This window comes from Streptomyces sp. NPDC090077 (assembly GCF_044747545.1).
GTDB lineage: Bacteria > Actinomycetota > Actinomycetes > Streptomycetales > Streptomycetaceae > Streptomyces.
On sequence record NZ_JBIVEG010000014.1, the window covers coordinates 107,744 to 119,934 of the forward strand.

General features: G+C 73.6%; 12 protein-coding genes. 7 read left to right on the forward strand and 5 right to left on the reverse strand.

Annotated elements, in window-relative coordinates; translation table 11 throughout:
* Positions 1-31 precede the first annotated feature (31 nt).
* The 7 genes from ACIPW5_RS23315 (at position 32) to ACIPW5_RS23345 (ending at position 6,993) form a co-directional block, all read left to right on the forward strand.
* Positions 32-283, forward strand: coding sequence for a helix-turn-helix domain-containing protein (locus ACIPW5_RS23315; RefSeq protein ID WP_401248030.1), 252 nt, complete (start codon positions 32-34; stop codon positions 281-283).
* An 87-nt stretch (positions 284-370) separates the two neighbouring features.
* Positions 371-553, forward strand: a complete 183-nt coding sequence (locus ACIPW5_RS23320) for a hypothetical protein (RefSeq protein ID WP_401248033.1) — start codon at positions 371-373, stop codon at positions 551-553.
* Positions 554-576: 23 nt separating this feature from the next.
* Entirely contained in the window at positions 577-2,259 is a 1,683-nt protein-coding gene (locus ACIPW5_RS23325) for a hypothetical protein (protein ID WP_401248036.1), read from the forward strand.
* Between the two features lie 167 nt (positions 2,260-2,426).
* Entirely contained in the window at positions 2,427-3,269 is an 843-nt protein-coding gene (locus ACIPW5_RS23330) for a nitrilase-related carbon-nitrogen hydrolase (RefSeq protein ID WP_401248039.1), read from the forward strand.
* Positions 3,266-4,561: an aspartate aminotransferase family protein gene (locus ACIPW5_RS23335; RefSeq protein ID WP_401248041.1), complete on the forward strand. Its 1,296-nt coding sequence runs from the start codon at positions 3,266-3,268 to the stop codon at positions 4,559-4,561. Before ACIPW5_RS23330 ends, ACIPW5_RS23335 begins: the two co-directional genes overlap by 4 nt.
* A 10-nt stretch (positions 4,562-4,571) precedes the next feature.
* On the forward strand, positions 4,572-5,963 hold the full coding sequence (gene hydA / locus ACIPW5_RS23340) for a dihydropyrimidinase (RefSeq protein ID WP_401248044.1): 1,392 nt from the start codon (positions 4,572-4,574) through the stop codon (positions 5,961-5,963).
* A gap of 13 nt (positions 5,964-5,976) precedes the next feature.
* Positions 5,977-6,993 (forward strand): TIGR03842 family LLM class F420-dependent oxidoreductase, encoded by a 1,017-nt coding sequence (locus tag ACIPW5_RS23345; RefSeq protein ID WP_401248047.1) that lies wholly within the window; start codon positions 5,977-5,979, stop codon positions 6,991-6,993.
* Between the two features lie 54 nt (positions 6,994-7,047).
* On the opposite strand, the gene ACIPW5_RS23350 is transcribed toward ACIPW5_RS23345, so the two are convergent.
* The 5 genes from ACIPW5_RS23350 to ACIPW5_RS23370 all read right to left on the reverse strand — a co-directional run bounded on the left by ACIPW5_RS23350 (position 7,048) and on the right by ACIPW5_RS23370 (position 12,177).
* Positions 7,048-7,752, reverse strand: a complete 705-nt coding sequence (locus tag ACIPW5_RS23350) for a LuxR C-terminal-related transcriptional regulator (RefSeq protein WP_401248050.1) — start codon at positions 7,750-7,752, stop codon at positions 7,048-7,050.
* Positions 7,753-7,922: 170 nt separating this feature from the next.
* On the reverse strand, positions 7,923-8,858 hold the full coding sequence (locus ACIPW5_RS23355) for an alpha/beta hydrolase (protein WP_401248053.1): 936 nt from the start codon (positions 8,856-8,858) through the stop codon (positions 7,923-7,925).
* Positions 8,859-8,923: 65 nt separating this feature from the next.
* Positions 8,924-9,655 (reverse strand): SDR family oxidoreductase, encoded by a 732-nt coding sequence (locus ACIPW5_RS23360; RefSeq protein ID WP_401248056.1) that lies wholly within the window; start codon positions 9,653-9,655, stop codon positions 8,924-8,926.
* Between the two features lie 21 nt (positions 9,656-9,676).
* Positions 9,677-10,711 (reverse strand): diiron oxygenase, encoded by a 1,035-nt coding sequence (locus ACIPW5_RS23365; RefSeq protein WP_401248059.1) that lies wholly within the window; start codon positions 10,709-10,711, stop codon positions 9,677-9,679.
* Positions 10,708-12,177 (reverse strand): DHA2 family efflux MFS transporter permease subunit, encoded by a 1,470-nt coding sequence (locus tag ACIPW5_RS23370; RefSeq protein ID WP_401248209.1) that lies wholly within the window; start codon positions 12,175-12,177, stop codon positions 10,708-10,710. The genes ACIPW5_RS23365 and ACIPW5_RS23370 overlap by 4 nt, the downstream gene beginning before the upstream one ends.
* Between the last annotated feature and the right edge of the window lie 14 nt (positions 12,178-12,191).

Consider the following 12,191-nt stretch of genomic DNA (forward strand, 5'->3'; position numbering starts at 1 on the left):
TTGTTATTGGCGTGCGGGGTAGGATGGGGCCATGGTCCGCACCCCCCTGACACCCGAAGAGCGCGAGCGCGGCGAGCGCCTGGGCACCCTGCTGCGCGAGGCGCGCGCCGGCCGCAGCATGGTCGAGGTGGCGGCCGGAGCCGGCCTCTCCGCCGAGACCCTCCGCAAGATCGAGACCGGCCGGGCGCCCACTCCCGCCTTCTTCACCGTCGCCGCCCTGGCCGGGGTGCTCGGGCTCTCCCTGGACGAGGTCGTACGCCGCTGCGCGCTCGTACCCGCCTGACGCCTGCGGGGGTGTGTCCGGCGGCCGGACGGACCAATGGGGGTTGCGGGATCCGGGGGCGGGGGCAGGGGTGGAGGCGTGTCAGTGATGAACGCAGCCAAACGCCTCGGCCTCGCGCTCCTCGGCGCCCTCCTCGCGGCAGGCCTGCTGGCCGCGGCCTGCTCCACCCCCGCGGGGCGGGCCGGCGCCCTGGCCCCGGCGCCGGGCGGGGCGAGCGGGGTGGACGCGGGTTCGCCGTCAAGGTTTGAGATGTCCGTAGCCCGCCCGTAACACGGGTGGGATGCAATGCGTGCATGGAGACGCCGACTGCGCTGGTGATCGGGCAACTCACGGACTACCTGCGGGGGTTGACGCAGAGACTGGATCCCGGCGCCGGCTGGTACGGGGAGTTCCTGCGGCGGGACCCGGAGGGGATGCGCGCCTGCCTCGACGGGGTCGCGGTGCCGCCGTGGGACGTACTGGAATCGCTGCTCGGCGACCTGCCGGGCGATCCGGGCGGCACCGCCGGCGAGGCGGCGTACGCGGCGGCGCTGCGGGCGGCCGCGGTCGCCGCGTGGGACGCCGCGCCCGGCGGCGCGGGGGAGCTGCGGACCCTGCTCGACACCGCCGCCGGACAGCGGGCCGCCCTGGACCGGGCCCTGCGGACCCTGACCGCCAGGCTCGCCGGCACCAGGGACCCGGGGGAGGCGGCCGCACTGAACCGGGAGCTGGCCTGGACCCGCGACGACGCCTCCCGCGCCGCCGCCCGGTACGCGGACCTGGAATCCCGCCTGACCGCCCTTGGGCAGGCCGCCCTTGATCCGGGGGCGGGGCCGGGCCCATGGCCCCTGGAGCCGGAGCCGGATCCAGGTCCGCAGTGGGGGTGGCATCCGGAGCTGCGCCCGGAGCACGGGCCGGAGCCGGAACGGGGCCCGGGTCCGCAGCCGCGCCGGGAGACCGGGCCCGGGCCGGGGTGGCGGAACGGCCTCCGGCCGGAGCCGGGGCAAGGGCAGCGGGGTGTCCTGCAGCCGCAGCGACAGACACGCCCAGTGTCGGAGCCGGAGCCGGAGCCGGAGCCGGAGCCGTTGGGCGGGGTGCCGGCGCAGCGGGAGGGGGGACGGTGGCTGCGCGGGGCCCGGCGGGCCGGGGGTGCCCGGTACGCGGGCGCGCCGGCGGCCGCCGCCGCGCCCGGCGAGGAGCCCGCCCCACCCGTCGGGACCGTCCCGGAGCTCCCCGTCCCGGCGCCGCGCGGCGCCCGCTACCTCCGCTCGGCCGCCGCCCCGCAGCCCGGAGCGGAGCCGACGGCCCCGGCCGCGGACCTGGCCTCGGCCTCGGGCCCGGCCTCGGCCCCGGCCTCGGCCCCGGCCCCGGCTCCGGCCGAGCACCCCGCCCCGAGCCCCGACTGGCGTCCCGCCCCGCATCCGGTCCCGCATCCCGCCCCCGACGAGCCCTCCGTCTGGGACGCCCCGGCGCGCGGCCCGCGCGGGGGGATCACCGCCGAGCTGCTCGCGCTGCGTGCCCAGGGCCGCAGCGGTGAGGCCCACGCCCTGCTCTGCGAGGCCGCCGCCTGGCCCGCCGCCGAGCTCCCCGCCCTCGCCGCCGAGCTCGGCCGCGCGGGCCTCGCCGCCGACTGGGCCACCCTGCTCTGGGAGGCGGCCTCGCTCCCGCCCGACCGGCTCGCCGCGGCCGCCGCCGCCCTCGGCGCGGCGGGCCGGGAGGCCGACTGCGACGGGCTGCTGCGCCAGGGCGTGGCCCGCCCCGCCGCCGAGGTCGCCGAAGCCGCCCTCGCCCTCCGCGAGGCCGGCCGGGACCGCGAGGCCCAGGCCCTGCTCGGCGCCTTCGTCCGGCTGCGCACCGCCGAGGAGGCGGCCGGCCTGGCCCGCCGGGACCCGCACTGGTTCGCCCCCCGGCTGCTGCGCGCCGCCGGGGCCCTGTCCGCCACCCGGCACCGCGACCTGGCGCACGCCCTGCGGGTCGCGGGAATCCCGGTGGCCTGAACCGCCCGTCTGCTGACCGCAAACGCCCACGTGGCGACGTAACGTGATCGACTACTCCAATCGCGCAAGGCGGTCTTGCCCCACGCTGTGACGAGGCCTACCTTCAACTCCCTACGCACACCGTCTACGTGCGTAGAAGCCGGCGTTCCCGTCGCGAGGAGCAGCTCATGGCCCAAGTCGTCCGCGCCGCACTCGTCCAGGCCACCTGGACTGGAGACACCGATTCGATGATCGCCAAGCACGAGGCGCACGCCCGCCGGGCGGCCGCCCAGGGCGCGCAGATCATCGGCTTCCAGGAGGTGTTCAACGCCCCCTACTTCTGCCAGGTCCAGGAGCCCGAGCACTACCGCTGGGCCGAGCCCGTCCCCGACGGCCCCACCGTGCGCCGGATGCAGGAGCTGGCCCGCGAGACCGGCATGGTGATCGTCGTCCCGGTCTTCGAGCTGGAGAGCGAGGGCTTCTACTACAACACCGCCGCCGTCATCGACGCCGACGGCAGCTACCTCGGCAAGTACCGCAAGCACCACATCCCGCAGGTCAAGGGCTTCTGGGAGAAGTACTACTTCCGCCCCGGCAACCTCGGCTGGCCCGTCTTCGACACCGCCGTCGGCAAGGTCGGCGTCTACATCTGCTACGACCGCCACTTCCCCGAGGGCTGGCGCCAGCTCGGCCTCGGCGGAGCCCAGCTCGTCTACAACCCCTCCGCCACCTCCCGGGGCCTGTCGGCGTACCTGTGGCAGCTGGAACAGCCCGCCTCGGCCGTCGCCAACGAGTACTTCGTCGCCGCCATCAACCGCGTCGGCCAGGAGGAGTACGGGGACAACGACTTCTACGGAACCAGCTACTTCGTCGACCCGCGGGGCCAGTTCGTCGGCGAGGTCGCCAGCGACAAGGAGGAGGAACTCCTCGTCCGCGACCTCGACTTCGGCCTGATCAAGGAGGTCCGCGACCAGTGGGCCTTCTACCGCGACCGCCGCCCCGACGCCTACGGAGGACTCGTACAGCCGTGACCAACCCCATCCCGCTGCACAGCCGCCACCGCACCGTCCTGCCCGACTGGCTCGCGCTCTACTACGACCGCCCCATCGAGCTCACCCACGGCGAGGGCCGCCACGTCTGGGACGCCGAGGGCAACCGCTACCTCGACTTCTTCGGTGGCATCCTCACCACGATGACCGCCCACGCCCTGCCCGAGGTCACCAAGGCCGTCGCCGAACAGGCCGGGCGGATCATCCACTCCTCCACCCTGTACCTCAACCGGCCCATGATCGAGCTGGCCGAGCGGGTCGCCGCCCTCTCCGGCATCCCCGACGCCCGGGTCTTCTTCACCACCTCCGGCACCGAGGCCAACGACACGGCCCTGCTGCTCGCCACCACGTACCGGCGCTCCAACCAGATCCTGGCGATGCGCAACAGCTACCACGGCAGGTCCTTCTCCACCGTCTCGATCACCGGCAACCGGGGCTGGTCCCCGACCAGCCTGTCCCCGCTCCAGACCTACTACGTCCACGGCGCGGTCCGCACCCGGGGCCCCTTCGCCGCCCTCGACGACACCGCCTTCACCGCCGCGGCCGTCGCCGACCTGGAAGACGTACTGGGCCAGGCGCGCGGGGGAGTGGCCGCGCTCATCGCCGAACCGGTCCAGGGCGTCGGCGGGTTCACCTCACCGCCCGACGGCCTGTACGGGGCCTTCCGCCAGGTCCTCGACCGGCACGGCATCCTGTGGATCAGCGACGAGGTGCAGACCGGCTGGGGCCGCACCGGCGACAACTTCTGGGGCTGGCAGGCCCACGCGCAGAACGGCCCGCCGGACATCCTCACCTTCGCCAAGGGCATCGGCAACGGCATGTCCATCGGCGGGGTCGTGGCCCGCGCCGAGGTGATGAACTGCCTCGACGCCAACTCCATCTCCACCTTCGGCGGCTCCCCGGTCACCATGGCGGCCGGCCTCGCCAACCTCGCCTACCTGCAGGAGCACGACCTCCAGGGCAACGCCCGCCGCGTCGGCGGCCTGCTCCTGGAGCGGCTGCGCGCCGTCACCGCCGCCGTGCCCGCCGTCCGGGAGGTCCGCGGCCGCGGCCTGATGGCCGGCATCGAACTGACGAAGCCGGGCACCGACCAGGCCGACCCGCAGGCCGCCGCCGCCGTCCTGGAGGCCGCCCGGGAACGCGGGCTGCTCCTCGGCAAGGGCGGCGGGCACGACACGAGCGTGCTGCGCATCGCGCCGCCGCTCTCCCTCACCGTCGCCGAGGCGGAAGAGGGCGCCGAGATCCTCGAACAGGCGCTGAGCGGCATCCAGTAGGGGGACGCACATGAGCATCCGTACGCTGATCAGCGGCGGCCTGGTCGTCACCGCCGCCGACGAGCTCCACGCGGACGTCCTGGTCGAGGACGGCCGGGTGGCCGCCCTCGCCATGCACGGGACCCAGCAGTGGACCGCCGACCGGGTCATCGACGCCACCGGCAAGTACGTGATCCCGGGCGGGGTGGACGCGCACACCCACATGGAGCTGCCCTTCGGCGGCACCGCGGCCTCGGACACCTTCGAGACGGGGACCAGGGCGGCGGCCTGGGGCGGCACCACCACCATTGTCGACTTCGCGGTGCAGAGCGTGGGCCGCTCCCTGCGCGAGGGGCTCGACACCTGGTACGACAAGGCCGACGGCCAGTGCGCCGTCGACTACGCCTTCCACATGATCCTCTCGGACGTCAACGAGGGGACCCTGAAGGAGATGGACCACCTCGTCGGCGAGGGCGTCACCTCCTTCAAGCTCTTCATGGCCTACCCCGGCGTCTTCTACAGCGACGACGGCCGGATCCTGCGCGCGATGCAGCGGGCCTCCGGCAACGGCGGGCTGATCATGATGCACGCCGAGAACGGCATCGCCATCGACGTCCTGGTCGAACAGGCCCTGGCGCGCGGGGAGACCGACCCCCGCCACCACGGCGAGGTCCGCAAGGTGCTCCTCGAAGCGGAGGCGACGCACCGGGCGATCCAGCTCGCGAGGGTCGCCGGCGCCCCGCTGTACGTGGTCCACGTGTCGGCGGAGGAGGCGGTCGCCGAACTCGCCGCCGCCCGGGACAAGGGCCTCCCGGTCTTCGGGGAGACCTGCCCGCAGTACCTCTTCCTCTCCACCGACAACCTCGCCGAACCCGACTTCCAGGGCGCCAAGTACGTCTGCTCCACCCCGCTGCGCCCGCGCGAGCACCAGGCGGCACTGTGGCGGGGCCTGCGGACGAACGACCTCCAGGTGGTCTCGACCGACCACTGCCCGTTCTGCTTCCGCGGCCAGAAGGAGCTGGGCCGGGGGGACTTCTCGAAGATCCCCAACGGGCTCCCGGGCGTGGAGAACCGCATGGACCTCCTCCACCAGGCCGTCCTGGACGGGCACATCGGCCGCCGCCGCTGGATCGAGATCGCCTGCGCGACCCCGGCCCGGATGTTCGGCATCTACCCGCAGAAGGGCACCATCGCGCCGGGCTCCGACGCCGACATCGTCCTCTACGATCCGCACGCCGAGCAGGTCATCTCCGCCGAGACCCACCACATGAACGTGGACTACTCGGCGTACGAGGGCAGGCGGATCACCGGACGCGTCGACACGGTCCTCTCACGCGGCGAACTCGTCATCGACCGGCGCGAGTACGTGGGACGGGCCGGCCACGGCGCCTTCGTCCCCCGCTCCACCTGCCAGTACCTGTAAGGAGAGTCCCCGCATGGACTTCGGCCTCGTCCTGCAAACCGACCCGCCCGCCTCCCAGGTCGTCAGCCTCATGAAACGCGCGGAGCGCAACGGCTTCCGCTACGGCTGGACCTTCGACTCGGCCGTGCTCTGGCAGGAACCGTTCGTCATCTACAGCCAGATCCTCGCCCACACCCAGAAGCTCCACGTCGGTCCCATGGTCACCAACCCGGGCACCCGCACCTGGGAGGTGACCGCCTCCACCTTCGCCACCCTCAACGACATGTACGGCAACCGCACGGTGTGCGGCATCGGCCGGGGCGACTCGGCCATGCGGGTCGCCGGCCGGGCCCCCAACACCCTGGCCCGGCTCGGCGAGGCCATCGAGGTGATCCGCGACCTGGCCGAGGGCCGTGAGGCCGAGGTCGACGGCAAGGCCCTCCGGATCCCCTGGATCAAGGACGGGAAGCTTCCGGTGTGGATGGCGGCGTACGGGCCGAAGGCCCTCGCCCTCACCGGGCAGAAGGCGGACGGGTTCATCCTCCAGCTCGCCGACCTGTTCCTCACGGAGTGGATGGTCAAGGCCGTGCGGCAGGCCGCGGCCGAGGCCGGCCGCGACCCGGCGTCGATCACCATCTGCGTGGCCGCCCCCGCCTACGTCACCGCCGACGACTCGCCCCGGGCCCTGGCGCACGCCCGCGACCAGTGCCGCTGGTTCGGCGGGATGGTCGGCAACCACGTCGCCGACCTCGTCTCCCGCTACGGCGAACACTCGGGCATGGTCCCCGACGCCCTCACCGACTACATCAAGGCCCGCCAGGGCTACGACTACAGCCACCACGGCCGTGCCGGGAACCCGTCCACCGACTTCGTCCCGGACGAGATCGTCGACCGCTTCTGCCTCCTGGGGCCGCCCGAGGCCCACATCGAGAAGCTCCGCGCCCTGCGCGACCTCGGCGTCGACCAGTTCGCGGTGTACGACATGCACGACGCCCGGGAGGCGACCATCGACTCCTACGGGCAGCACGTCATCCCGGCACTGCGCGACTGACGCGCGGCGCCGTGCCGACGCCGAGGGGGCCCGGGTGGCGTGCCGGACGTCCGGCTAGCGCACGCACGTGTTCTGTGGCGTGCGCTCCCCGGCCTGGGTGCGGGGCTCCTCCCGTGGGGCGGGTACGCGCGGCTGGGGCGGGCCCAGGACGCCCCGGGACTTGTTGACCGCGTCGATGCGGGACCTGGCGTTGAGTTTGGCGAAGATGTTCTGCAGGTGCCGTTTGACCGTGCCCTCGGTGATGGTGAGCTTCGTGCCGATCTGGCGGTTGCTCAGGGCCTGGCTGACGTAGCAGAGCACCTCGCGCTCCCGGTCGGTCAGCACGGCCTGGCCGGGCTGCTCGTCGGGCAGGGCGGCCGACGCGTCGGCGGGGGGCTCCAGTACGGCCGCGCGTATCGCGTCCAGCAGGGCCTGGCTCGGGGCGCTCTTGCGGACGTGGGCGAAGGCTCCCTCGACCGGCGGTGTGCGCGCGGGATCGTCCTCCTCGTGCTCTAAGAGGAGGACGACCTTCGCTTGCGGGGCCCGGATCCGCAGTTCCCCGAGGAGGCGCCCGGTGCCCGGTCCGGTCAGGGACGCGGCGAGGAGGACGACGTCGGCTCTCCGCGCCGCCGCGGCCCTGACCGCCGTGGGCCCGTCGGAGGCCTGGGCGACGACCTCCAGGTCCGGTTCGCAGGAGAGCAGGACGGAGACCGCTTCCCGTACCAGGGCGTGGTCGTCCGCGATGACGATACCGATCGTGCGCTCGCGGTGGCTGATCATGTTTTCCCCCTTCGTCCAGGGCGGCCGCCGTACCGCGCGGCTGTTCCTGGGCAACACAAGATCACTCCTCCAGCGTCGCTTCAGCGGTTTCACGGTCATTTGTCATGATGCGACGATCATTTGTCATGCACCCCACTATCGCGACGCGCCTTGTTCGTGCAGTCGTAGGGTCACACCGTCCGGAGGGCGTCCCGCAGCGCGCGGATCCAGTGCGCCACCGAGTCCCGGGCCAGGGGCGTGGCCGCGCCGAAGTCCTCGAAGAGGTGGAAGGCCCCCGGTACGAAGTGGAGTTCGAGGCCCACACCGTGCCCGGCCAGGCGCAGGGCGTACGCCAGGCCCTCGTCGCGCAGCGGGTCGGACCCCGCCACCTGGACGTAGGCGGGAGGCAGGCCCGACAGGTCCTCGGCACGGCCCGGGACCGCGTACGAGGGCAACCGTGCCGCGTCCGACCCGGCCAGGTAGCGCCGCCAGACCGTCTCCACCGCGGCCCCGTTGAACACCCGGGGGTCGTCGATCTCCTTGCGCGAGGTCCCCGTCTCCCGGTCGTCCAGAACGGGCAGCAGCAGGTGCTGGAAGCGGATGGCCGGGCCGTTCTCGGCGACGGACCGCAGGGCCAGCCCGGCGGCGAGGCAGGCGCCGGCGGAGTGGCCGCTGACCGCCACTTGCGCCGGGTCGATGCCGAGCCCGGTGCGCTCGGCGGCCGCCCAGCGCAGTGCCGTCCAGGCGTCGTCGGCCGCGGCGGGGAAGGGGTGCTCGGGGGCGAGCCGGTAGCCGACCGCGATCACCAGGGCGCCGGTGTCCGTGCAGATGCGGGCGCAGGTGCGGTCCCCGGAGTCGAGGTCGCCGAGGAGGAAGCCGCCGCCGTGGAAGAAGAGGACGGCCGGCAGCGGCGCGCGGGACCCCGCCGGGCGGTACAGCCGCACCGGGACCGTCCGCCCGTCGGAGTCGGTGGCGGTGGCGTCCTCGATGGACAGGCGGGGGTCGTAGTACGGCTCGCGGGTCGACATCGCCCGGTTCATGCCGACGCGGGAGGCGGGGATGTCGGCGAACACGTCACGGGCGGGCAGGGCGTCGAGGACCGGCCGGAGCTGGGGATGGACGTACACGTGGGGGGTTCCCTTCGGGTCGTTCGGACTGCGCGGACCGGGCCCGGGCCCGGTTCGCCGGGAGGTCAGTGGCCCATGCCCAGGCCTCCGTCGACGGGTATGACCGCGCCCGCCACGTACGCGGCCTGCTCGCCGGCGAGCCAGGCCACCACGTCCGCCACCTCCTTCGCCGAGGCGCTGCGGGCCATCGGGATGCCGCGCAGCTTCTCCTCGCGGACCTCCTCCGTCAGGGCGGCGGTCATGTCCGTGTCAATCAGGCCGGGGGCGACGACGTTGGCGACCACGTCGCGCGCACCGTACTCGCGGGTGATCGAGCGGGCGAGACCCACCAGACCGGACTTGCTCGCCGCGTAGTTGGTCTGGCCCGCACTGCCGTAGAGGCCCGCCACGGAGGAGACGAAGACCATCCGGCCGCCCCGGGCCCGGAGCATGGGGGCGACGGCGCGGCGCGCGCAGCGCCAGGCACCGGCCAGGTTGGTGTCCAGGACGCGCAGGAACTGCTCCTCGCGCATGCGCATGAGGAGGCCGTCCGCGGTCGTGCCGGCGTTGGAGACCAGGATCCGGACGGGACCCAGCTCCTGTTCCACCGTCTTGAAGGCGGCGTCCACGGAAGCGCCGTCGGTGACGTCGCACTCCACTCCGAGGGTGCCCGCGGGCACCTCCGTGCCGCGGTGGGTGACGGCCACGCGGTCGCCGAGCGCCACGAAGGCCTCGGCGACGGCCGCGCCGATGCCGCGATTGCCCCCGGTGACGAGCACCGTACGGGGCGAGCGGGCCTGTCCTGCTGCCTGGGCCATGGTCTGCGGGGTTCCGTTCGGTCAGGCCGCGGGGGACGCGGCGTCGGAGTCGGTGATGCTGCGGGACCAGTCGAAGTCGAACCGGTCGAGGGCACCCAGCCGTTCCACGAGGCCGTGCAGCCCGGTGAAGTCCTGGACCAGGCGCTTGCGGCCCGCGGACCGGACGTCGTCGAGCATGGCGTGGCCGCCCGGAATCCCCGTTTCGTCCATGATCCGGTGCCAGGTGGTGAAGTCGTTGCCGACGAAGGCCTCCAGACCGGAGACGAGCGATCCGAGGAAGAACGCCCGCTTGTCCTCGTCCAGATCGGCGTGGACCCGCTCGGCGAGCACGGCCGCGATCGAGGCGTGGCAGTACTCGTCCCGGTTGTGGATGCGCACCGCGGCGCTGTTGACCGGCTGGATCTCCTTGTCCTCGGCTATCAGGTTCAGATAGGCGTTGATGGAGATCTCCGCGACGGTCGCGAAGGCGAGGGTGGTCAGCGACCGCTCCCACTCCTCGGAGCCGGCCGCCCGCAACTCGTCGTGCCGGCGCACGATCAGCGGCTTGGGCAGCGCCGCGTCCGGCAGGGCCTCACCGCGCCTGCGCCGGGTGACGGCGCTCGCGTTGAGGTGCATCAGGGTGTGGTACTGCTCGTCGACCATCGCCTGGGCCAGGCTGCGCTGCATCAGCTCGCCGCCCAGCTGCGGGAAGAACCCGTCCAGCCCCAGCTGGAAGGCCGGATTGACGATCTGTCCCTCCAGCAGCACCGTGGTGCGGTTGTACGAGACCCAGGCCCAGCTCAGCAGCCGGGTGCGGTCCTCGGGCGAGAGCGCCAGGAACGTGGGGTGGTCCCGGAACGGCAGGATCTGCTCCGGGTAGTCGTCGCGGGCGAGGTCGTACAGGGTGTCGAGGTCGGGCTCCTCCCGCTTCACGGCGGCCCTGCGGTGCCAGTTGCCGGCGAGCCGGGCGATGACCGCGTTCTCGGTGGCGTCGGCGGGGTCGTGCGCGGGCAGCCCGGGCGGTACCACCCCGGGGTGGGCCGCCGCGGCGGGGACGTTCTGCCGGTCCGTACTCATCCTCGTTCTCCTCGTCGGTCGTCCAGTGACCCCGTCGCCGGCGCGGGGTCCGTGAGCCACACGGCGGTCAGCCCGGCGAGCACCGCCAGCACGGTGCACACCGCGAACACCGTGCGGAAGGCGCCCACTCCGGGGCCGCCCAGGGCCGCGATCATCGCCGCGAACGCTCCCGTGCCCAGTGCGGCGCCGACCTGGCGGGAGGTGACGACCATTCCGGCACCGGCCGCGAACCGCTGCGGCGGCAGCGCTCCGGCGGCCGTGGCGGACAGGGTGGTCATCACGGCACCGACCCCGATGCCGCCGATCACGTTGGCGGGAAGCCACACCAGGGCGAAGTCGGGCTCGGCGCGCAGGCCGACCGCCCAGATGCCGCACTGCACGGCGAACAGCAGGGTCCCGACGACCACCACCGTCCGCTGGTGCCGGCGCGGCATCCGCCCCGCCAGCACCGAGGCGACCACCGAGACCAGCGCCCCGGGCGACAGGGCGAGCCCGGCCTGGAGCGGGGTGTAGTGCCAGATCTGGGCGGCGAACAGCGGGGAGGCCAGCAGCCAGCAGTACATGGCCGCGCCGAACAGCATGAAGGAGCCGTTGGCGACGGCGAACTTGCGGGTGCGCAGCAGCGTCAGCTCCAGTACCGGGGTCCGGTGGCGGGCCGAGCGCACCAGCGCCACCGCCAGCAGCACCGCGCCGCCCGCCAGTACCCCGAGGAACGGAGCACTGCCCCAGCCCCACGCACTGCCCTGGGTGAGCGCGGCGACCAGTCCGCCGACCCCCAGCAGCAGGGCCACGGTCCCGAGCACGTCGGGAACCTCCGAGGCCCCCACCCGGATCCGGGGCAGCACCCACAGGGACAGGGCGAGCAGCGCGGCGCCGAGCGGCACGTTCACCAGGAACACCGACGGCCAGCCGAAGCTGTGCACCAGGAACCCGCCGAGCGGAGTGCCGGCCGCGGCGGCCGCCGAGGACGAGGCCCCCCACAGGCCGATCGCCTTGGCCCGCTCGTGCGGCGGGCGGGAGGCGAGCAGCAGTGCGAGCGAGGACGGCACCATGCCGGCCGCGAACAGGCCCTGCAGGGCGCTGGCCGCGACGAGCAGCGGCACCGTCGGCGCGAGGGCGCACAGCAGCGAGGCCGTCGTGAACCCGGCCACGGACAGGGTGAACAGCCTGCGCAGACCGATGACGTCGGCCAGCCGGCCGGCCGCCGCGAGGGTGGCGGCGAAGACGACGGTGTAGCCGCTGACCACCCAGGACAGCAGCGACAGCGAGGTGTCGGGGAAGCTTTCGGGGAGCTCGGGGAACGCGATGTAGACGACAGAGACGCCGAGGAACGCGATGAACGTGGCGCCGCACGAGGCCAGCAGGGTCAGCCCGGGGCGGGTGTAGGGGGAGCCGGGCCCGGCGGTCCCCGGTAACGGGCCGTCGGGCGCGGTGGCCAGGCCCTGGGGCCGGCCCGGTTCGGGCATCTCTGTCACCTGCT

What these genes read in the sequence shown, in the direction of transcription:
- ACIPW5_RS23315 (WP_401248030.1), top strand. Translation starts at nt 32, where the DNA reads ATGGTCCGCACCCCCCTGACACCCGAAGAGCGCGAGCGCGGCGAGCGC.
- ACIPW5_RS23320 (WP_401248033.1), top strand. Translation starts at nt 371, where the DNA reads ATGAACGCAGCCAAACGCCTCGGCCTCGCGCTCCTCGGCGCCCTCCTC.
- ACIPW5_RS23325 (WP_401248036.1), top strand. Translation starts at nt 577, where the DNA reads ATGGAGACGCCGACTGCGCTGGTGATCGGGCAACTCACGGACTACCTG.
- ACIPW5_RS23330 (WP_401248039.1), top strand. Translation starts at nt 2,427, where the DNA reads ATGGCCCAAGTCGTCCGCGCCGCACTCGTCCAGGCCACCTGGACTGGA.
- hydA (WP_401248044.1), top strand. Translation starts at nt 4,572, where the DNA reads ATGAGCATCCGTACGCTGATCAGCGGCGGCCTGGTCGTCACCGCCGCC.
- ACIPW5_RS23345 (WP_401248047.1), top strand. Translation starts at nt 5,977, where the DNA reads ATGGACTTCGGCCTCGTCCTGCAAACCGACCCGCCCGCCTCCCAGGTC.
- ACIPW5_RS23350 (WP_401248050.1), bottom strand. Translation starts at nt 7,752, where the DNA reads ATGATCAGCCACCGCGAGCGCACGATCGGTATCGTCATCGCGGACGAC.
- ACIPW5_RS23360 (WP_401248056.1), bottom strand. Translation starts at nt 9,655, where the DNA reads ATGGCCCAGGCAGCAGGACAGGCCCGCTCGCCCCGTACGGTGCTCGTC.
- ACIPW5_RS23365 (WP_401248059.1), bottom strand. Translation starts at nt 10,711, where the DNA reads ATGAGTACGGACCGGCAGAACGTCCCCGCCGCGGCGGCCCACCCCGGG.
- ACIPW5_RS23370 (WP_401248209.1), bottom strand. Translation starts at nt 12,177, where the DNA reads ATGCCCGAACCGGGCCGGCCCCAGGGCCTGGCCACCGCGCCCGACGGC.